At 36.0% G+C, this 19,911-nt stretch carries 18 protein-coding genes; 8 read left to right on the top strand and 10 right to left on the bottom strand.

What is annotated here, in order from left to right; all coding sequences use genetic code 11:
• Positions 1-384 precede the first annotated feature (384 nt).
• The 5 genes from ACSBFT_RS21735 to ACSBFT_RS21755 all read right to left on the bottom strand — a co-directional run bounded on the left by ACSBFT_RS21735 (position 385) and on the right by ACSBFT_RS21755 (position 4,574).
• Positions 385-684, bottom strand: a complete 300-nt coding sequence (locus tag ACSBFT_RS21735) for a LytR/AlgR family response regulator transcription factor (protein ID WP_463044894.1) — start codon at positions 682-684, stop codon at positions 385-387.
• A gap of 77 nt (positions 685-761) precedes the next feature.
• A complete protein-coding gene (locus tag ACSBFT_RS21740; RefSeq protein ID WP_489602419.1) occupies positions 762-1,394 on the bottom strand; it encodes a GNAT family N-acetyltransferase in 633 nt (210 codons plus the stop codon).
• Between the two features lie 8 nt (positions 1,395-1,402).
• A complete protein-coding gene (locus tag ACSBFT_RS21745; RefSeq protein ID WP_489602420.1) occupies positions 1,403-2,089 on the bottom strand; it encodes a hypothetical protein in 687 nt (228 codons plus the stop codon).
• A 110-nt stretch (positions 2,090-2,199) separates the two neighbouring features.
• Complete coding sequence (locus tag ACSBFT_RS21750) at positions 2,200-2,823, bottom strand: response regulator (RefSeq protein ID WP_489602421.1); 624 nt, start codon at positions 2,821-2,823, stop codon at positions 2,200-2,202.
• The gene (locus ACSBFT_RS21755) at positions 2,820-4,574 is read right to left on the bottom strand and encodes a sensor histidine kinase (RefSeq protein ID WP_489602422.1); all 1,755 of its coding nucleotides are present in this window, start codon (positions 4,572-4,574) and stop codon (positions 2,820-2,822) included. Before ACSBFT_RS21755 ends, ACSBFT_RS21750 begins: the two co-directional genes overlap by 4 nt.
• 202 nt (positions 4,575-4,776) lie before the next feature.
• On the opposite strand from ACSBFT_RS21755, the gene ACSBFT_RS21760 reads away from it, so the two are divergent.
• The 4 genes from ACSBFT_RS21760 to ACSBFT_RS21775 are packed head-to-tail and all read left to right on the top strand — an operon-like array spanning position 4,777 to position 7,438.
• Positions 4,777-5,370, top strand: coding sequence for a hypothetical protein (locus tag ACSBFT_RS21760; protein ID WP_489602423.1), 594 nt, complete (start codon positions 4,777-4,779; stop codon positions 5,368-5,370).
• Positions 5,367-6,008 (top strand): hypothetical protein, encoded by a 642-nt coding sequence (locus ACSBFT_RS21765; RefSeq protein ID WP_489602424.1) that lies wholly within the window; start codon positions 5,367-5,369, stop codon positions 6,006-6,008. Before ACSBFT_RS21760 ends, ACSBFT_RS21765 begins: the two co-directional genes overlap by 4 nt.
• The gene (locus tag ACSBFT_RS21770; protein ID WP_489602425.1) at positions 5,995-6,816 is read left to right on the top strand and encodes a sensor histidine kinase; all 822 of its coding nucleotides are present in this window, start codon (positions 5,995-5,997) and stop codon (positions 6,814-6,816) included. Before ACSBFT_RS21765 ends, ACSBFT_RS21770 begins: the two co-directional genes overlap by 14 nt.
• Positions 6,794-7,438: a response regulator gene (locus tag ACSBFT_RS21775; protein WP_463044887.1), complete on the top strand. Its 645-nt coding sequence runs from the start codon at positions 6,794-6,796 to the stop codon at positions 7,436-7,438. The genes ACSBFT_RS21770 and ACSBFT_RS21775 overlap by 23 nt, the downstream gene beginning before the upstream one ends.
• A 230-nt stretch (positions 7,439-7,668) precedes the next feature.
• On the opposite strand, the gene ACSBFT_RS21780 is transcribed toward ACSBFT_RS21775, so the two are convergent.
• Positions 7,669-9,555 carry an autotransporter outer membrane beta-barrel domain-containing protein gene (locus tag ACSBFT_RS21780; RefSeq protein WP_489602426.1) on the bottom strand — a complete coding sequence of 629 codons (1,887 nt, stop codon included), beginning with the start codon at positions 9,553-9,555 and terminating at the stop codon, positions 7,669-7,671.
• Between the two features lie 233 nt (positions 9,556-9,788).
• Here ACSBFT_RS21780 and pfkA point away from each other — a divergent pair, with 233 nt between their 5' ends.
• Entirely contained in the window at positions 9,789-10,763 is a 975-nt protein-coding gene (gene pfkA / locus ACSBFT_RS21785) for a 6-phosphofructokinase (protein ID WP_463044885.1), read from the top strand.
• A 4-nt stretch (positions 10,764-10,767) separates the two neighbouring features.
• On the opposite strand, the gene ACSBFT_RS21790 is transcribed toward pfkA, so the two are convergent.
• Positions 10,768-11,406, bottom strand: a complete 639-nt coding sequence (locus ACSBFT_RS21790) for a YdcF family protein (RefSeq protein WP_489602427.1) — start codon at positions 11,404-11,406, stop codon at positions 10,768-10,770.
• 267 nt (positions 11,407-11,673) lie between these two features.
• Between ACSBFT_RS21790 and ACSBFT_RS21795 the strand changes: the two genes are divergently transcribed.
• Together ACSBFT_RS21795 and ACSBFT_RS21800 are read left to right on the top strand one after the other, a co-directional pair.
• Complete coding sequence (locus ACSBFT_RS21795; protein WP_489602428.1) at positions 11,674-13,098, top strand: redoxin domain-containing protein; 1,425 nt, start codon at positions 11,674-11,676, stop codon at positions 13,096-13,098.
• Between the two features lie 191 nt (positions 13,099-13,289).
• On the top strand, positions 13,290-14,090 hold the full coding sequence (locus tag ACSBFT_RS21800) for a M23 family metallopeptidase (protein WP_463044882.1): 801 nt from the start codon (positions 13,290-13,292) through the stop codon (positions 14,088-14,090).
• Here the strand turns inward: ACSBFT_RS21800 and pssA are convergent.
• On the bottom strand, positions 14,061-14,735 hold the full coding sequence (gene pssA, locus ACSBFT_RS21805; protein ID WP_463044881.1) for a CDP-diacylglycerol--serine O-phosphatidyltransferase: 675 nt from the start codon (positions 14,733-14,735) through the stop codon (positions 14,061-14,063). The genes ACSBFT_RS21800 and pssA overlap by 30 nt on opposite strands.
• The gene (locus ACSBFT_RS21810) at positions 14,735-15,382 is read right to left on the bottom strand and encodes an MBL fold metallo-hydrolase (protein WP_463044901.1); all 648 of its coding nucleotides are present in this window, start codon (positions 15,380-15,382) and stop codon (positions 14,735-14,737) included. The genes pssA and ACSBFT_RS21810 overlap by 1 nt, the downstream gene beginning before the upstream one ends.
• Positions 15,383-15,564: 182 nt before the next feature.
• Between ACSBFT_RS21810 and ACSBFT_RS21815 the strand changes: the two genes are divergently transcribed.
• Positions 15,565-16,134, top strand: coding sequence for an NUMOD4 domain-containing protein (locus tag ACSBFT_RS21815; RefSeq protein WP_463044880.1), 570 nt, complete (start codon positions 15,565-15,567; stop codon positions 16,132-16,134).
• A 2-nt stretch (positions 16,135-16,136) separates the two neighbouring features.
• On the opposite strand, the gene ACSBFT_RS21820 is transcribed toward ACSBFT_RS21815, so the two are convergent.
• Positions 16,137-19,853, bottom strand: a complete 3,717-nt coding sequence (locus ACSBFT_RS21820; RefSeq protein ID WP_489602429.1) for an ATP-binding protein — start codon at positions 19,851-19,853, stop codon at positions 16,137-16,139.
• Positions 19,854-19,911 lie beyond the last annotated feature (58 nt).

The following is a 19,911-nucleotide window of genomic DNA, read 5'->3' on the forward strand; positions in this document are numbered from 1 at the left end:
TATTAAAGTCTTATGGCGTTTAAATGCGAATACTTTTGGGTTCATAGTTGACTGATGATTGTTTTAAAAATTCAAATATAAGGTTATTGAAAAAATAGTTAACTAGGGAAGAATGGAGAAATCTATAATTTTGATTTTAATCAGACCACTTTAGTATGGTTAATGTTGCTTTTTTCTTGAAAATCTTATAGATGATACTGGTTTTCATCAAGAATGCCTTTGAATGTTTTATGAATATAAGGGGGTATATCAGAGCATGAGGAAGGTGGTCCCTAAGCTGGAATAACCTAAAAAGCCCCACTTACGTGAGGCTTTTGGGCAGGGCAGATTTAGTTAAATAGATAAAAAGGGGTTTTAAATATGTTTATAAGCTTTGCTGTAAATTTATGATGTGGTAAGTTGAGTCTGTACTTCTTTGATTTTTCTTCTAGAAACTTTCACTTTAAATCCATTTTTCAAACTGAGTTCGGCATAATTGCCATGTCGGTTAAAAGTCCCAATGAATTTTGGATTGACCAAGTGTTTTTTACTTACTCGGATAAATGAATCAAGTGATTTTTGGTGATTGCCAAGCGTATAAGAGGAAAGTCTATTACTGCCATCTTTAAAGTGTATTTTGGTATAATTAATATCCGCTTCCAAAAAAAGTATTTCGGCATTGGTATGTTTGTTTTCTATGGTCATGGCGATTTTGAAGTTTTATTTTGAAAATAATCTCCTGTCTTATAAGTTTTGCACAAGGTTCAAATGTAGTGGGAATGCTAGGGGACAGGCAATACCCCGTTCGGGGTATTTTGGTTTTTAGTTTTAGATGTATTACCACTGAAGTCCGCCAGTGCGAATGAGTTTACGAACTGAATATAAGCGAGATATTCTTTGAAAAATGGGCTATTGATGCTGTTGAGATAGGCGGAGTCCCATGGGTTAATAAACATTTGGAAACGTAGACCGTAATCATGTTTTATTTCACGATAAACCTGAAAACCAATTTTGTTGTACATTTTCACCAAATGCTCTTCTGTTTCAATTAAAGCCATATGTGCACCTTCTAAAAGTGCGTTTTTGTATATGGCCGTTGTTAAATCAAAGGTAACTCTGGTTTTACGATACGCTGGATGCACCACTAGCCGGTCTACTAAGGCTACTTTGGAGTTAAAATCGGGCTTTTTTATACCCCAATACGTTTTAATGCCGTCATGAAAAAAAGTAAAGGAGCATCTTAAACTTCCAATAATTAGATCTTCTCTTTTGGCGTATAAAATAAGAGCGTTTTGGTCGCCAGTATCTTCTGTTTGGAACAGGAAATCTTTACCTAATTCGTCCTTATTTACGGAGTATCTAAGGGCTTTAATGGCAGCGAGCTCTTCTGGAGTGTTAACGGTGGAAATATCCATGGATTCTTTTAATTAGGGTTGATAATGAAACCATTAATGATCCAATCATAGATGCATGAAGCATATAGCCAAGTAGCTCGTTCAGCACCCTCTAAAAGTTGTTTTTGATGCAATACACTGAATTTTTCTTGGGCTAAAGCATCCAAAATTTGATCGCCATGAGGTAGAGCTTCATGCATATGGACCTGGGTAAAAGTGGTGTTCTTTTTACTGATAAACGTGGCAGAACCCATTAGCTTTTTTATAATAGGTGCCGCATAGTTTCCAATGTTTTCTAAAACAGCTGTGGCCCCAAGTCTTTCCAGTGGCTTGTTTTTCACTACTTCTTTCTGGTATGCCCACCAGACTTCTACCAGAAATGGCATTTCACCAGTTTGGGCTTCAAGGTTTTTTAAATCTTTTTCGGCCAATTTGAAGTGCATTTCTTCTTCATAAGCAAAGTTGATCAAAAAGGGTCGCAGTTTTTTATAGGTTCGGGTGTCACTATGTGCGGCAAGAGCCAAAAACGTTTCTTGTACACCTTTGGTCAAATGATACTGCATTTGAAGGTATCTAATGTATTGTTCCTTTTGTAAGCCTTCAGGGAAATTGGACTTCAATTTCTTTTCGAATAATAGGTTGGCGGCATTAACTTTCTGAGTAAGTTGATGCATAAAGCCTTCCATTTTTTGGTCTAAAATCAGTTCTTCTGTCATGGTTATATGCTTTTAAGTGTTAGAATTTGTATTCCAAAATTCTGACTTATTAGCTTCTTAAAACAGATGAATTAGACCCTAAATGATAGGGTGAAAAGCGGGGGTGTTTTTCACGGAGTTTGTGAGGTGAAATCTATGAGTTCCGCTAAATTGTTGACACCTAGCTTGTTATAGATATTTTTCCGGTGTGTTTTTACGGTATGGAAACTTAAGAATAACCTCTTGGCTATTTCTTCATTGGTTCTTCCATTTTTCAGGTGAGTCATAATTTCCATCTCACGCTCGGTAATATTATACTTTTCTAAAAAGCGGTCTTTGAAAAACTCATTCTCAAAAAAAGCATTTTCAATCTCTATAAAACAGGAACCGCCTTGAAGTACTTTTTTTATGCCGTCTAGCAGTTCGGAGGTTTCACAATCTTTTAATAAGTAACCATCTAAATTGGCCTCCTTACTTTGAGCTAAAAAAGCCATGTTTTCATACATGGTAATGATGATGATTTTAAGCTCGGGAAAATCGTTCTTTAATACTTCTCCCAGTTCAATGCCGTTGGTTCCGTTTAGATTGATATCTAGCAAAAGTACAGCGGGTCTAAGCTCGGAGATACTTTTTTTTATTTCTTCCTCATGCTTTATAGGACCATAAACCTCATACAGATTACCTTTCTGTAAAAGTTCTTTTAAACCATTGCCAAAAAGCTGATGGTCGTCTGCAATAAGTACTTTAGTGGTCATTTAAGGGGTACTTCTAACGTAATAGTAGACTCTATTCCGTTGGAATCAAAGTTAATGAAGCCTCCGATATATTCCGCCCTCATTCGCATGTTTTTCATTCCCATACCAGATTCAGCGTTTCTAAAGTCGCTGCCATTATCTTCAACCATCAGGGTTAGCTCATTATCGGTCCAAATGAATTGCACCAAAACCTTGGTGGCTTTACTGTGCTTATTGATGTTTTGAAAAATTTCTGACACTATTCTATAAACGTTGAGTTCAATGGAATTCTTAAGTTTTTGCGGCTCCCCGTGTTGTATGAATTGTATTTTCCTTTTGTCAGAATTATTGCTCCTTAAAAGTTCCTTTACAGATTCTACAAGGCCAGTTGTTTCAAACTCAGGTGGCATTAAGGCATGAGATATGCGTCTAAGGTCGTCTCCTGCCTTTTGGGTTAAATTTTTGATTGCTTCCGATTCCCTTTTGGGAACATTATTTAGAAGGTTATCATAAACCAATCTTTTTAAAGTAGATAGGGTACCTCCTAGGTCGTCATGTAGATCCACCGCAATTCTCTGCTGTTCCGCTTCTTGGGCGTCAATTTTTGACCTCAGAAGTTTAAATTCGGCTTGTTTTAATCTATTTTGAATAATAGATGTCAGTATTTTTTCTCGATAGATGTACGCAAAAAGAATGTACAGCATCTCAATACAAATGGAAATTCGGAAGGCTTCAAAAAACTGATTTGGGATTTTTAGAATTCCAAAAACATTGGTTAGGCCCTCCACTAATCCAGAAATAATCAATGGCATTCCCATAAAGAAATAAATCTTGGAGAGAAGACTTTTCCTAAAGCGGATGATCATGTACCAAATGAGATATAGAATGGAGCCAACAAAAAACGTGAGTTTAATACTATTGAAAATAGTAGAATCAGAATATTTTGGGAGCAATGACACCAAGATGGTTAAGCCAAAGAATACGTCAATGATCTTTTCTAAGATGGGGTTTTTGTCATCTTTATTGGGGTCTATAAAGCGTATTCCAAATTTAACAAAGGCATAGGTACTGGTAAATATGAAAATATGCACAAAGTAGTTAAGAACCGATGGGTATGCCGAGGTAATATGGGCTGGGGAGGCTATACGGATGCCGTAAAAAACTAAGAAATTGGCGGCATAAAGCAGATAGTAAAATAGAATTCGCTCTTTCCGTGAAAAAATAAGGTTGTAAATGGCATATAAAATTGAGGTAATCAATGCCATAATCACCAAGCCGTCTAAAAAGACATAAAAACCATAATGCCCATAAAACTGGGTTTTGGAATAGAGATGCAAAGGAAGTCTGACGACTTGATATTCGTTTTTTATTCTAAAGAAATAGTTTTTTTGTTCTTTTGGTAAAAGTTCAAATTTGAAAGCATGCAAATAAGAGGGAGTGTTTTTTTGATTGGCGGCGAGGCCCCAACCTGATTTTTCTTCATTCCAAATGCTATCTTTTTTATCGTAAAAACGAACGTCTTCCAGAATAACCTGATCTGAGCTAAAGTAAAATTTTCTCAGAGAGTCTGTTTTGTTCTCTAAAGTTATTCTTACCCAGAGTGCATCTCTCAAGTGCCCGTAATTAATCTCTGGCCCCGGGTAGGGCTTAAAAAGCGAGGGTTTGGCCCACACATCCTCAATACCCAGTGTATGGGTGCTGTCAATAAAAGTCACCAGCTGTTTCACCACAACCTGCTCTGGCACCATATTCCTCACCTTCTGGTCTTCCAAGCTGCAAGAACTTAGTATCGCAAGCAGTAAAAGATAAAGCATCGGCATTAACGCTTTGTAGGTGGGTGCTATGTTTTTGATAGGGTCTATCTTAGTTTGGGTTTGTAATGCTAAGATAGGGGGTTTGCTCGGTTTTAGAAATAGGGTGTTTTTCCCGTGGTTTTAAGACCATTTATACTTTTTTTTTGTATAAAAAAGGCTCATGGAAATTAAAGAGAATAAAAAAATAGTTTTTGCGACTGTTATTGGACTTGTAGCAGGATTTTTAATTGGATATTTTTATTTCGTTTTAAAAAAAGAAGAAATGAAGTTTGCTGATTTCCCTCCAGCGGTAAAGCAAAGTTATATTGATCAAATTACTAAAAAGTCTGCAGGCTTTATCGATAAAAGACAGGCTGGAGGTTGGGTGAATGAAGAGTTTATTTTGAGAACCAAGGAAAACTTTCGTATGTCGTTGGAAACATTGCCTATGACTTCTGACAAATTTAGGTTAATCTTATGGCAAGATTCTTTGAGGGGATGGAAAGTCGATGCTTCAATGCTGGACGAATTAATACACCAAAAACAAAAGGATGATACTAAAGATGATATAGTTGATCAAGTTTTATTTGATGTAGGACTAAAGCTAGGTAAATCTTCAAGAGACACATTAACTATAATGATAAGTGGAGTTGATACGGTTGATGATGTTGGAAATTTAAGAAGTTTTAGAGTCAAAGTTCCTAGGAAAACCTCAAATAAAGGTCAAGATGGGCATTATATTGAGTATGTGGATCCTTGCGGAACTTGTCCATGACACCAATGTATGCAGCGTATTTTGCAGTAATTGTAATTAGTTTTTTAGTAGGTGTTTATAGATTCGACTCTTTAAATAAGAGTAGTAAAGCTTTACTGCTTTTATTAATTATAACTCTATTTAGCGAGATTATTGCTACATTTTTAAGATTAAAAGGACATTCCAATTTGTTCGTATATCATATTTTTATGCCTTTTGAATTTATTCTAATAATGACGGCATATGAAAAAGAAGGTTTTAAAAGAATATCATTAATATTTGGGTTTTCGTTTTTGATTTTCTCTCTTATAAATAGTGTGTTTTTTCAAAGTTTTATGGAAGAGTTTAACTCGAATGCATTTCTGGTGTATTGTGTTTTACTGCTTTTGATCAATTTGTTGTATTTAAGGAGGCTTCTTTTGTTAGAAACAAATAATAGTTTTATTGATTTTCCTTTATTTTGGGTTAGTATTGGTTTTTCTTTTTTTAGTTTGATCAATCTTTTTGTTTTAGGAACTCATAATAGCATAGCTGAAAAACATCCGGAGCTATCATCTGTTCTTGCTAATATTCGTTTTTTTAGCAATTACTTATTATATGGTCTGTTTGTTCCTGTATTTTTATCAAAACAGGCTTCGAGTATAGATGGCAAACAATAATTCCGAAATAATTTTCAGTTTGATAGCAGGAGCCCTAATCCTTTTGATGCTCTTTACTGCTGTTATTATTTTTGCCTTTGTTTTCCAACGCCGCCAACAAGCCCACAAACTAGAAAAGACCAATCTACAAGCCCAATTCAAGGAAGAAATTCTGACTGCCAAAAACGAGGTGCAGGAGAACACCATGAAGCATATTGCTCGGGAAATCCACGATAATATTGGGCAAATGCTTAGTCTTATAAAAATTCAACTGAATACCATTGACGATGAACATCCTGGGATAAAAAGAGTAGGGGATAGTAAGGAGTTTTTGAGTAAAGCCATAAAGGATCTAAGAGGGCTATCTAAAACACTTAATTCGGATAATATTCTAAATGGGGGGCTTATTAATGCTCTAGATTTTGAAGTAGACAGGCTCTCTAAAGTGGGTGTTTTTAATGTTGAATTTCAATGTGAGGTAAGAGTTTTGGAGGTTGATGCACAAATTGAAATCATTATTTTTAGGATTTTTCAGGAGATAGTTCAGAATGTTATCAAGCATTCTGGTGCCAAAAACTTAAAAGTAAGTTTGCAGAAAATCGGAGAAGTCTATACTTTAGATGTACTTGACGATGGTTGCGGATTCGATTTTAGAGAAAAATCTAGCCTAAAAAGTTTTAATTCAGGAGCTGGTTTAGCAAACCTGTTGAATAGAGCAAAACTAATAAGTGGAGATTTAGAGATAAGAAGCAGCATTGGAAATGGAACCCAAATCAAGCTATCTATCCCTAAAACTACCGCTAGCCATGAAAAAAGTCGCACTGATTGACGATCACAGTCTCATAAGAAATGCTCTTGGAGAACTCATTAGCAGGTTTGATAATTATGAAGTAACGCATCATGCCGCTAATGGTAGTGAATTCTTATCAAGCTTAGATGCTCAAAACCTACCAGACATAGCCCTAATAGACATAAATATGCCTGTAATGGATGGCTTTGAAACCTCCCAGCGTCTTACGAAAGAATTTCCGTCTATAAAATTGATGGCACTCTCTGTAGAAGATGACGAAGAGGCTATTATAAAAATGCTCCGTTGTGGTGCCAAAGGCTACCTTCTAAAGGATTCTGATACCGACGATTTGGAATTGGCACTAAATGAGCTGGTCTCCAAAGGATATTATCACAGTGATTTGGTGGCAAATACTTTGCTTTCTTCTCTGAATGGAAAGAAAAAGGAGTTAGTTAGTTCGGATATTACATATCAGGCTAGAGAATATGAATTTCTTCAATTGGCGTGTTCGGAATTTACTTATAAGGAAATAGCAGATAAGATGTGCATATCTCCAAGGACAGTAGATGGCTACAGAGAAAATCTGTTTTATAAGTTAGATGTCAAAAGTAGGGTGGGGATGGTACTTTTTGCCATAAGAAATGGCATAGTTAGTCTTTAAACAGGATTATGCGTTGGGGGAATCGTTATGAGTTTTAAAGTACAATAAATCAGAATTAAAGTAAATTAGCATGGCTATGGTGATTTACTTTAATTGGTTTTACCTACTGATTTGAAGCAATTTAGCTACGGTCCCGATAAAATCGGGAGATTGACTAATGCATAAGCGGGCTTAAATAAGAAACCCACTCGGTATGCACCAAGTGGGTCTTTTAAGAGTTTTTTGTAAAATTATTTTTTATAGGCTGCTACTTCTTTTTCAAGTTTCTCAATACGTTTGTTGGCATCAATTAGATAAAGTGTTAGTTCTTCAATCTTCTCCATTTGTTTGGCAGCCATTTCAGCCATGTCAATGCCTGATGCGGCAACTTCGGCTGCTGATGGTACGTTTGGCAAGTGTTTGTTTTCAGTAATAAAGCTTTCGACTTCATGAAGAGGCATTAATTTATAATCGTCTTTGAATACATAATCTGCCCATTTAGATGATGTCGCTACGGCCACTCTCACTCTTTCTGCCAATATACCTTTCTTTACATATAAGAGGTAGCCATCTGGTAAGGAAGTTAATCCAGACCCTATAGCTACTTTGTTATCCGTAGGTGTGAAAATGATGTTCCCTGATTGACTCCATTTGCTATTTCCTGTTCCTGAACTTGAGCCCGTGCCGCCATCAGCGTTTTTGGTTAGAATAACATTTCCTAATTCATCCAGTGATAAGGCTAAGCCGTTGGAAGGGAATGGGTTAGCATAGGTAGAGTTTAGTTCTGTAAACTTAATACCACCCCAGGCCACATTTATACCAAACATCGAAACCCTGTTGGAGTTCGAAATGTTTGCAGTCAGATCTCCTGAAGCACTGTAATACCACTGATCGCTAGTACCAGAGGGAGTTCCTCCGGTGCCACTCGTTGGCATATCAACGGTGATTATCTTTCCTGCATCATTTAAACCTAAAATCTTATTCGATTGATTTAAGAAGGGCAGTGTTAATCCGTCTGAGCCTACAGAGAGGTTTTTCACGGTTATTTTATTTCCAACAGTCAAGTCATTTTTAATGGCTACGACGCCAGAGTTGGAGTTCTCAATTTTGTTTGAAGTAGCTGTCCAATAGGTTGTGGCTGCCTCACCGGTCAAATCAGAGGTTAGTACAACCTCTCCATTTCCATTGACGGTTAAGACTTTTCCAGATGAATTAGAAACAGGTGATTGGTTAGTCAGTTTCAAAAATCGCAGTCCGCTGGTGTTTGCAGCATCGCTGTTGATATTTACAGTAGATGTAAGTTCCTGTGTGTTGAATCCAAGTCTGCCTTGAAGAAAGTCTCCATAGATTAGCGGGGAGCGATTTGCTTCGTTTGCTATGACCAACTTATTGCTTCCTTGCTCGGAATATCCAGCCTGAAAGCCTAGGAATACATTGCTAGCTCCTGTGGCTTTATATCCAGACAAAGAACCTATGGCTACGTTGTTATTTCCAGAAATATTGGACACTAATGAGCCTGTTCCTATTCCTACGTTATGTCCTCCATTCTCATTATTAAACATGGATTGGAAACCTAAAGCAATATTGTTTCCACTGGTATTTGCCTTTTGCATGGCTAAAGAGCCGAGTACCACGGAGTTATAAGCTGCAGAGTTTTGACCAGAACGATAACCTAGGAATAAATTTCCTCTTTCGGGGTCAATTAAGCCCGATTTGTAATTATTCACTTTAAAAACTAAAGCGGTTTCGTCTGTAGTTCCAATAAAGTTTTGTTCGGCTTTAAGACCAGCATTTCCAATGGTGCTCCAGATAGAAGTATCTTCCGCAGTTAATCTTGCTTCTGTGTTACTTACTGTAGTCCATTGATTTCCGTCGTAAATATAGAGTCCAGACATAAAATTGGTCTGATAAACTATCAAACCCTTTGCGGGGTCTTTGATGGCAGCTCTGTCCTGTAGTGACATTCGCGGTAATAAGAGACCTTTGTTGTTAGAACTTAGATCTAATATGGCAGAATTGTCCGGTGTTGTTGTTCCAATTCCTACTCCTCCTTCTGTTTGGGCTTTAACTTGCGACAATCCAAGTAAAATCAAAAAGAAGAGCGTTAAGAAAGCGTTCTTTTTTAGTCGTAGATTCATTTTTTTTCCTTTAGTTCGATTAACTACAAAATCTTTTATTTGACATTTTAGCGTATATGCTTGTTGGAGCCCAAAAAACGTGCCAATGGAAGGTGTAATATTAATTATGTATGATTTACCATGACTTTGATTGAAAAATTTATTTATTGCGTAATAAACAGGCAGGATCAAAATGGTGTTAATCCCTAAATCTGATTATTTTTGCCACGTTTGTTGAAACCATATTACGTCAAATGAAAAAAGTAGCAATATTTACATCGGGTGGAGACGCCCCAGGAATGAACGCTTGTATTAGAGCTGTAGTGAGAGGAGGGATTTATCATGGACTGGATATGTACGGTATAGTCCGTGGTTATTCAGGGATGATTTCCGGTGATATCAAAAGCATGGATTCTAGATCCGTGAGTAATATAGTACAGAGAGGCGGGACTATATTAAAATCAGCTAGAAGTATGGAGTTTATGACTCCTGAAGGAAGAAAGAAAGCTTATGAGACCCTTATGTCTCATGAAATAGATGGTTTGATAGCTATTGGAGGTAATGGTACTTTTACAGGAGCAGAAGTCTTTTATAATGAATATCAAATACCTACTGTAGGATGTCCAGGAACGATAGATAACGATTTGTATGGAACCGATTATACTATTGGTTTTGATACGGCCGTAAACACGTCGCTAGAGGCTATCGATAAAATTCGTGATACGGCAGATTCTCATGACCGCGTTTTTTTTATTGAGGTAATGGGTCGTGACTCTGGTTATATCGCTATTCAGTCTGGAATAGGTGGAGGAGCAGAAATTGTGATGGTTCCTGAAACACATACTCCATTGAAAAAAGTTATCTCTACACTGAAAGATGGATGGCAAAGATCTAAATCTTCTTCTATAGTAGTGGTTGCAGAAGGAGATGAAGAGGGTCATGCTCCAGAAATAGCAGAAAAAATCAAGAAGCAAGTTGGAGATAAACTAGATATTAGGGTAACTACCCTTGGACATATTCAGCGTGGTGGTGGACCAACGGCCTATGATAGGATTTTGGCAAGTAGACTTGGCTTAGGAGCTATAGAAGGTCTTATAAATGGCGAAAAGAATGTAATGGCGGGTATTGTAAATAATAATTTAGTCTACACGCCTTTCATCGATACCATCCAAAAGCCAAAGCCTATTCATGAGGACTTGTTAAGAATGGTACATATTTTAAGTATCTAATAGATTAAGCATATCCCATTAGTTTATAAACAGCCATTCCTATAATTTCTCTAATTATTTGACTGGAAGTTTGGAAAGCATTGGCATCTGGAAAGTAATCCAAGAGATCTGGTTTGTTATGGAATGATAAGAAATTTGAGGGAAAAGAGGAGGCATTGACTCCTCTTTTCTTGTAACAGGCCATCGCTCTTTTCATGTGAAATGCGGAGGTGATGATAAGGACAGATTTGTTCTTAAAGCTTTCGTTTAATAATTTTGATGAGTTTAAGGCGTTTTCGTTTGTGTTTTTGGAGGCGTGGTCTAAGAAAATTTCATGTGGATCTACGCCATTCTTTACAAGAAACATTTTTGCATAATCTATTTCTGTTTTTATGTTCTTGTTTAATAAGGAAGTGTCTCCACCAGAAATGATAATGTTTGTTATTTTACCTTCTTTATAAAGGTGTAAAGTTTGCCAAAGTCGGTCTCCAGAATTTTTTAGGTCTATATTTTCTGGATAGGGAAGATAAGCGTTTGTTAATGCCCCTGTTAAAAGAATACCTACATCGTGGGATTCCATTTTTTCAATGTCTTTTTGAGGCTCTTCCCATAGAATAGTCAGCTTGTTCACCAGTATAGGAGAGCTAAAAAGATATGTTAACAATATTGTAAGGTACCCCAACTGTTTAGCTTTGGTACGATTTTTACAAATAGTCATTGCAAGGATTAAGGAGATAATTATCCCTATGGGCATCAACAAGAACGTAAGTAACTTGGAAACAAGGTAAAACATAAAGAGATGTTAATATTGGAAATATATTTTCGTTAATAATTAAATTTGCGTCATACCACTTAGGTTTTACTTTCAATGATCATTTAAAAGTAAAATTAGTGGTATGAATCCGTCATAGAAAGTTTTAAAATTAAACCAATGAAAAGATTTACACTAAGTGCTATTCTAATACTGTCATTTGTTTTTCAATTATCTGCTCAAAAAGGGTATGATATTACTGTTAAGTTAGCTGGAGGGCCGCAGGATAAGATGGTTTATCTCGCTCATTTTTTTGGATACAATCAATACATAAAGGTAGATTCTGTTAAGGCTGAATCTGGTCTGTATCATTTCAAAGGTGATCAACCTTTAAAAGGAGGGATTTACCTTATCGTTTTAAATCCTGCAAAATACTATGACTTCATTGTCAGTGGCGATGAACCAAAATTCTCTTTTGAAGCAGATACTTTGGATTTTGTAAAGTCTGTGAAGTTTACCAATTCTCCAGAAAATGATATTTTGTTTGGTTATAGGAAGTTTCTTTTGAGTATGAATGATAAGGCCGCGGCGGTTAATCAATCTATAAAAGCAGACGACCCCAATGCGAATGTCTTACGCAGAGATAAAATGAATGAGCTTCAAAACGAAGTTTCCACTTATATCGACAATGTAGCCAAAAATAATGCAGGTACTTTTGCCTCAAAGGTGATTTTGGCAAATAAGGAAGTAGAAATCCCTAAAGAAATTCCGTTAAACGCCGATGGAAGCAAAGACAGTACTTTTGCTTATCGTTATTACAAATCTCATTATTGGGATAGTATAGATTTCAGCGACCCAAGAAACTTGAGAACGCCTTTTTTCCTTTCTAAAATGGAAAAGTATTTCAAAGATCTAGTCTATCAAGTTCAGGACAGTATTATTGCCAATGCAGATCAGGTCATTATGCTTTCTAAGCAGGACCCAGAAATGTACAGATATGTGCTTTGGTGGGTGACTAATAAGTATGAAAATAGTGAGATAGTGGGTCTTGATGGTGTTTTTGTCCATTTAGCCGAAGAATATTACTTAAAAGATGCTAATTGGTTAGATGAAGATCAAATAAAGAAATTTAAAGACAGGGTTAAGATTTTGAAACCGTTAAGAACTGGTGAAGTTTTTCCTAGGCTCTTGGTTTATGATTTAGAGGGTAACGCCAGAACCGTTCAAGAAAGTAAAGGAAAGTATACGATAGTTTATTTTTATAGCCCAGACTGTGGTCACTGTAAAGAAGCCGCTCCGGAATTGGTGGCCTATAATGCTAAAGCAAAAGAAAAGGGCATTGTGATTTATAATGTTTCAGTAGACTATGAAACGGAAAAGCATAAAGAGTTTGTAGAAAAATATAAAACAGGTGATATGCTGAACTTGTGGGATAAAGGACACCATTATTATTTTAGAGAAAATTATGATGTTTATGCCACTCCTACCTCATTTATTCTGGATTCTGAAAAGAGAATAATAGGAAAAAGAATTCCTATAGAGGAATTTGATAGATTTATTGAATTCCACGAAAAGCAGATTGCGAAAAGAAATCAGAGTAAGTAAGGCTTTGAATATAATTTTGAAAAGAGCTGCCGACAGGTAGCTCTTTTTGTTTATATCTGTATATGTTTGTTCTATTTCTTATCTTTGTCTAAACCCCTCTTTTATTTTTAATGTTACCCAACTTTCAATTTTTATTCTGTTTTGTTCTAACCATTTTTTCCAATGGATGCCAATTGCAGTCCAGGGACAAAATGGATGGAATACCTTTGAACTTTAAAGAGCTCCTGGTAGAAATAAGAGAGCAGAGAATTACGCCCAAGCAGGCTGAGCTTGAATTTAAGCGGATTTTAAAAGATATTAAAATGGAATACCCTTCTCCCGATTATGATTCATTAAACATGGATTTGGTGTTTCCTTTGAAGAAAAAAAATTATAGGTCTGTAGGTGGTAAAGGCAGAGGTTTTTATGGCAGACATTTCGATCTTTTTGACCATTCTATAGCCAAAAGCCATCCTGCTCATGATATTTTCATCTATGACCGTAATAAGGACGAGAAAGATGATATTGATGATGACTACGTGGATGTTTTGGCAGTGAATGAAGGAGTGGTTATTGCCGTAGAGCAGGATTGGGAAGAAGAGAGTGGTTATCGTGGCGGAAACTACGTTTGGCTATATGATTTTAAGTCTGGTGGCTTGTGGTATTATGCTCATCAGCGTAAGGTTTATGTGGTGGAAGGCCAGTTGGTGGAGCAAGGAGATAAAATAGCGGAAGTTGGACGGACAGGTTTTAATGCCAAAACCAACCGCTCGGACACACACCTTCATTTAATGTTCCTAAAAATAGACAGTGATTTTAACCCCACCCCAGTAGATCATTACCTGTGGCTTAAAAATGCCAGAACAGTTTATAAAACGCAGCTTCCAAAGCATTATCCAAGGAAGGTATTAACTGCAAATTTTTTGGAGAGAAAGAAACCTTCTAATATTCCTACTTCAGTAAGTTCTCATTTCCCTGGTAGTTTACTCATCGGCACTGAAGAAAATAGATAGACCAATATAAAGGACTAGTATCATAGGTATAGCTGCAAACTTAAACGTCAGTAATAAGATTAGACAACTCACTAAAAAGAGGTATCTTACTTTATTAGTCTCCCATGAACGGTTTTTAAATTTCAATGCAATCATAGGCACATCTGAGATTAGAATGATGCTCACAAAAACAGCATAAACACTAAAAATAATTATTAAGCTTATATCATTAAGAAATGTGAACCCTTGATCAATGATGAAGGGAAATGATGCAATCACCATGGCGTTAGCAGGGGTAGGTAAGCCTCTAAAGCTGTTTGTTTGCCTTGTGTCAATATTGAATTTTGCAAGCCTTAAAGCGGAGGAAAGGGCTGGGAGTAGCGATACATATTTTAGATAGCCAGCATCTTGCATAAGATAAAGCAATATTAAGCTTGGTAAAACGCCAAAACTCACCATATCAGCCAAAGAGTCTAGCTGCTTTCCTATTTCAGAATGGGAATTCGTTAATCTGGCTACAAAGCCGTCAAGGAAATCTAAAAGCAATGCTATCAGAATAAGGATGGCAGCCTCGTGAATCATTCCATCGGCTAAAAAGACTATTCCGAAAATTCCACAAAGGAGATTTCCTAGTGTAATAAAGTTAGGGAGTGTGAATATCTTCATTAATTAAAAAAAGGGTTTGTTGATTTTTCATGTCCAATGGTGGTAGGCTCCATATGCCCAGCATAAACCACGTAATCGTCTGGAAGGGTAAAGAACTTTGTTTTAACGCTATTCATTAGTTTTTCTGTGCTACATAAGGGGAAATCCGTTCTTCCAATACTTCCTTTAAAAAGACAGTCTCCTCCTATAATATATCGCTCTTTATGATTTATAAATGCAATATGCCCAGGAGCATGGCCAGGAACAAAAACAATGTCTAAAGTGGTGTTCCCAAACTCAAATTTATCGCCTTCTTCAAGAAACTCATCCGCTTCCACAGGTTCATAGCCAGGTATTCCCCATGTTTTACATCTTAGTTCCACATCAGATAACACAGGTAGATCAGACTTATGCATATACATTTTTACGCCAAATTTTCTTTTTACATACGCACTACCAAATACATGATCTAGGTGAGTGTGAGTTTGCAGTAAAGCTACTGGTTTTAAACCTTCCTTAAGGATATATCCATTTAGTTCTTCTTTTTCTGACTGAGATAGACAGCCGGGATCAATAATTACCGCTTCATTATTTTCATCCATTTTGTCCCATAGAACGTAAGTGTTTTCACTAAAGGGCGAGAAGGTAAATATTTTAATATTGTGCATGTTACTTTTTTTAAGCTTATCGTCTAAATGTGCAAATGAAGGAAACTGTATTTGTAATATAGTTATATTCAATGGCATTTAATTAGGTAGTATTGTTACCGTTAAATAATTTTATATTTTTAATTTTCACAATATCAATCATTTAGCTAAATAGCAATGTATTTAAAATAAAACCCCAAAAAATGACCAAGCCCAACCACTCCGGTGAGCAATGGAAAAGAATTGAAATTAGCGTTCCAGACTTAGAGAATCCACCACATTATGAAGTCTCTAATTATGGAAGACTAAGGAGTTTTCAAAATGATGCCGAAGGAAAAATTTTGAAAGGATCTGTAATTCAAGGATATCGTTCACTCAACATTCGTCTCCCTAAAGGGAAATCTTTTAATCGCTATATTCATAAACTAGTCGCAACTTTTTTTGTAACGAAAAGTTCTGAAGAAAAATGCTTTGTAATCCACAAAGACTATGACAAATTAAACAACATTTACTCCAACCTTCTTTGGGTGACCAAGGAAGAAATGCTAGAACACAACAGAAAAAACCCAAATGTAATTAATAGACCTAGACCTGCAAAATCTAAAAATTATAAGCTTAATGAATCAAAGGTGATGATGATTAAGAAAATGCTAAAGTCTGACAAGTCTAGATTAAAAATGATTGCCAAGCAGTTTGGTATTACGCATACACAGTTAAACAGAATTAGGTCTGGGGAAAACTGGGGTCATGTGAAATTGGTGGAAGAAGAATAAAGTTATCCTAGGCTGCTTGCCAAAGGCAGGTCAACGTAAAAAGTGGTACCTATACCGATTTCAGTATCAAACCATAGGTTTCCACCACTATGTTCAACGCCTCTTTTTGCCATGGCTAGCCCAAGTCCTGATCCGCCAACTTTGGTGCTAAAATTTGGTAAAAACACTTTGTTTCTAACGTTTTCTGGGATACCGCTTCCGTTATCTTTTACCTCAATAATGGCAAATTTCTCTTTATCATTTTTGTAAACTCTGATATTGATTTTTGCTTTTCTATCGGTTGGTACAGATTGGATTCCATTAATAATAAGGTTGGTCACTACCCTGTTGATCAGTTGATGGTCGCTTCTTACAAGAAGTTCCTTTTCTTCTGTTTCGATGGAAACGTCCACCTTATTATTTTGTGCATACAGGTAGGCGGTTTTTTGAACTAGACCTGAAAGTTCAAAGACTTCACTTCTCGGAACTGGCATTTTTGCGAACTCAGAGAAAGAATTGGCGATTTCGGAGATATTGTCAATCTGTTCTGTTAAAGAAACTAATGCCCTTTCTATTCTCTTTTGAGCTTTTTCATCAAGAGAGGGTAAAGTTCTCTGAAGCTGCTGAATGGTGAGCTTCATCGGAGTTAATGGGTTCTTTATTTCATGTGCAACCTGTTTGGCCATTTCTCTCCAAGCCGTTTGCTTTTCACTTTGAGAAAGTGCGTCTTTACTATCTTCCAACATTTTAAGCATATTATTGTAAGATTGAGTCAATACCCCAATTTCGTCTTGTGCTTCCCAAACAATAGGCTCATTTTGCTTACTTAAACTCGTTTTCTTAATTTTTTGAGCCACCATTTTTAATGGATTTGTGAGGTGGTTTGACGCAAAATAAGAGAGAATAAGCAAAATCAAGAATAGAGCAATGCAAATGCTAAGTATAGTAGTAAAAACCTCTTCTAACTGATGTTCAAGAGTGTTAGATGAATCAAAAAATGGAACACCTATCACACCAAGCCTTTTGTTCTCTCTGTTTTTAAGGGCTAGATAAACGGCCTTATAATTTAGCTTGCCGAGTGATTCGTCCAGAAGGATTTCATTCTCGTGCTCTTCCAATATATATTGATAAGCCTGAGGGTTTATGCGGTCAGAAAGTAAATGATATTCATAAATTAGTGGTCTAGAGCTCAAAGTTAATATGCCATCATTATTGAAAAAATTGATGTCGGATTTAGTGTCTTGTGCCAGCTTATTAATTTCTTGTTTAAAAAAGGCCTCACTACTTTTTCCATCTTCTAAATTTTGCAAATGAAGTCTTACTGTGGAGCCAATATTTTTAGTGTTTTCTAAATAGAAATTTCCCTGAATAGTAAGCAGGGTACTTCTTATTACTCCAATTATGGCAAAAAGTATAAGTAAGAATGGAAGTAAGAATGCAGCATTCAGGTATATCTGAATTTTGGTAGAGAAATTCATTCTTAGTTTTCTCAAGCCTATTCTTATGGCATACAGAAGTATAACAAAAGAGATAATAAGTACCAAAAAGAGATACAAAAAAGAGAAGTCCGAGAGGAGGGAGATCCAGATGTTGTTTTCCGAAGAAATGATAATTGATCTTCCATTTTGGCCTTTTACTCCTAAATGTTCAAAATCATTGACTTGTATGCCGTTCTTAAATAAGTCAGGATTATTTAAAATGTTTAGGTCGATAGATTTTTGATAATTGAATTTTCCATAGGTATAAACGAGCTCATTCTTTTTATTAAATATGGCATAGCTATAAGATTTTGAATCAGGATTCTGGACAAACCTTTTTTCCATTAAAAGTTCTGGGTATACACTTTCGGCGTAGCCATCTCTTAGTTTGAAATCTAAAATCACTGAACCTGCATTCCCATTTAAAGGTATAAATACGACGTATTGTTTTATAAACTGCTCTCCTGTTTCGTTGATGAAGAATATGCTAGGGTTATCCGTCTTATATTTATTTTTCTTGTATTGTTCTTCCAGCTCTAAAAGACTCGGTAAGGGCGTTTTTATGCCCAGTTGGTTTCCATTACTGTCAAAAGAGAGTATCTCAGTATTGTATTTATCAAAATATAAATCTAAGTGCTTTTGCTTAATCAGACTTTCTACGGCTTGTTTTGGGAGTAATTCCCTTTTTATACTTTTAACCACATTGGAATCTTCTTTAATTCCTTGAATCACTTTTGTTAAAAGACCTTCTGCAAGAGCGTCGTTTTCTGCCAAATAACGTAAACCATAATTCTGTTTGTCGAAAACATTTTTCTTGACAGATTCAGTTTTAATAACTTGAACGGTCATTAAGGTGAAGACAAATGCCCCCAAGAAAAAGTAAATGGAAGTATTGTACTTAAATGAATGAAGATATCTGGATAGTTTAAAATAGTATACAATCAAGAAGTATACGGATACCAGCATGTATACCCATGATAGTTCACCTAAATAGAGTAATATTAATATGGATATCAGAACGCCCAAAAGCCAATGTAAAATCCCGAATTTCTGATTCATGTTTACCCTTAAAAATAAAGTACTTAGGAAGTGCAGGGATAAAAAGAATGCAAACGCTAGTATTATGAAAAATACTATCGCGGCTAATTTGAGATGATTAAAGTCTATGCTAAAAGAATAATCTAAGAGGTATGAAGATTTTTCATAAATGGACGAAAGACGTATGAAAGCTAAACGCCCAAGTAAATTAGTAACTATAACAGCCAGAACGGAAAAAATACTTTTAACGACCTTAGATGAGCTTTGAAGTTTAAAATATGCTTGGGACTTATTAAAATGGCTAATTAAAAAGGAGACAAATACAACTAGGAAACTTGTGTTAAGGATGATATCTCCTAGAGAAGGGGCGAACTTATTTAAGGCAAAATACTTGGGGTTGAACAAGTCTCCTTCACTTATTGCAAATGGAAGACTGTTGGCGAGCATGAACCAACGAATGGTAATGATATATGCCAATAGTAAGGACGCGGCCAATTCTATTTGCGAAGTAGAACATAATAATCTGATGTGCAGGAACAAGAAAATTCCGAAAAGGAATAAGCCTATAAAGGTCAATATTAGAGATTGGTTTGTTACCTCTGTTGAATTCAGGTTTTCTGCCCTAGGAGGAACTACGGAGAAAAGGAAATGATTGTTTTTATCATTAATATTAAGATAGTCGAATTTGCTTTGGGCATTTCCAATGGTTAAAGGACTAGTAGGAAGTATCCTTTTATCAAAGCCAGACTTAAGATAGTCGTTTTCGTTTCTGAATTTCTGGTAGAGTGGAATTAGAGAAACAATTTCTAATTTTTGTTTGCGGTAATAGAAAACTTGTTTTTTGACAATATTGATATGATTGTTTTTAGCGAGAAGCCCATCTTCTTGAAAAGTGGAGATCCACTCGTAATCGGGAATGTATCGGTGGTCTGACCAATAGATCAAGTGACCGTCTCTAAAAATGTAGTAAGGAAATACAGTCTGTAGATTTAACTCAGCAAATTTTACTTGATCACTTTTTTGAAATAAGCCGGTAATTTCTGTAAGTTCTTCGTCGGCGGCTTCTAAGCTTTTTAATACTTTGCTTTGAACAGCCTCTCCATAATGTTTTTCTGAAGCTCTTGGGGTGTTCTCTTCCAACAACCGATTGCTCAAGAAGGCCGCAATAAGGCTTATTGCAGCGAATACGAGTAGCGTGATTTTTTTTGTTTTGGAAGAGATCATTTAAGTGTTTAACGCTTATCTAATTTCAATGGATAGGGAAAAAACCGTGCCAATGACT

It is taken from the genome of Arcticibacterium sp. SM2516, assembly GCF_057914865.1.

Bases quoted from the DNA above. Each gene is read 5' to 3' on its own strand.
- ACSBFT_RS21735 (WP_463044894.1), bottom strand. From the start codon at position 684: ATGACCATAGAAAACAAACATACCAATGCCGAAATACTTTTTTTGGAA.
- ACSBFT_RS21740 (WP_489602419.1), bottom strand. From the start codon at position 1,394: ATGGATATTTCCACCGTTAACACTCCAGAAGAGCTCGCTGCCATTAAA.
- ACSBFT_RS21745 (WP_489602420.1), bottom strand. From the start codon at position 2,089: ATGACAGAAGAACTGATTTTAGACCAAAAAATGGAAGGCTTTATGCAT.
- ACSBFT_RS21750 (WP_489602421.1), bottom strand. From the start codon at position 2,823: ATGACCACTAAAGTACTTATTGCAGACGACCATCAGCTTTTTGGCAAT.
- ACSBFT_RS21760 (WP_489602423.1), top strand. From the start codon at position 4,777: ATGGAAATTAAAGAGAATAAAAAAATAGTTTTTGCGACTGTTATTGGA.
- ACSBFT_RS21765 (WP_489602424.1), top strand. From the start codon at position 5,367: ATGACACCAATGTATGCAGCGTATTTTGCAGTAATTGTAATTAGTTTT.
- ACSBFT_RS21770 (WP_489602425.1), top strand. From the start codon at position 5,995: ATGGCAAACAATAATTCCGAAATAATTTTCAGTTTGATAGCAGGAGCC.
- ACSBFT_RS21775 (WP_463044887.1), top strand. From the start codon at position 6,794: ATGAAAAAAGTCGCACTGATTGACGATCACAGTCTCATAAGAAATGCT.
- ACSBFT_RS21780 (WP_489602426.1), bottom strand. From the start codon at position 9,555: ATGAATCTACGACTAAAAAAGAACGCTTTCTTAACGCTCTTCTTTTTG.
- pfkA (WP_463044885.1), top strand. From the start codon at position 9,789: ATGAAAAAAGTAGCAATATTTACATCGGGTGGAGACGCCCCAGGAATG.
- ACSBFT_RS21795 (WP_489602428.1), top strand. From the start codon at position 11,674: ATGAAAAGATTTACACTAAGTGCTATTCTAATACTGTCATTTGTTTTT.
- ACSBFT_RS21800 (WP_463044882.1), top strand. From the start codon at position 13,290: ATGGATGGAATACCTTTGAACTTTAAAGAGCTCCTGGTAGAAATAAGA.
- pssA (WP_463044881.1), bottom strand. From the start codon at position 14,735: ATGAAGATATTCACACTCCCTAACTTTATTACACTAGGAAATCTCCTT.
- ACSBFT_RS21810 (WP_463044901.1), bottom strand. From the start codon at position 15,382: ATGCACAATATTAAAATATTTACCTTCTCGCCCTTTAGTGAAAACACT.
- ACSBFT_RS21815 (WP_463044880.1), top strand. From the start codon at position 15,565: ATGACCAAGCCCAACCACTCCGGTGAGCAATGGAAAAGAATTGAAATT.
- ACSBFT_RS21820 (WP_489602429.1), bottom strand. From the start codon at position 19,853: ATGATCTCTTCCAAAACAAAAAAAATCACGCTACTCGTATTCGCTGCA.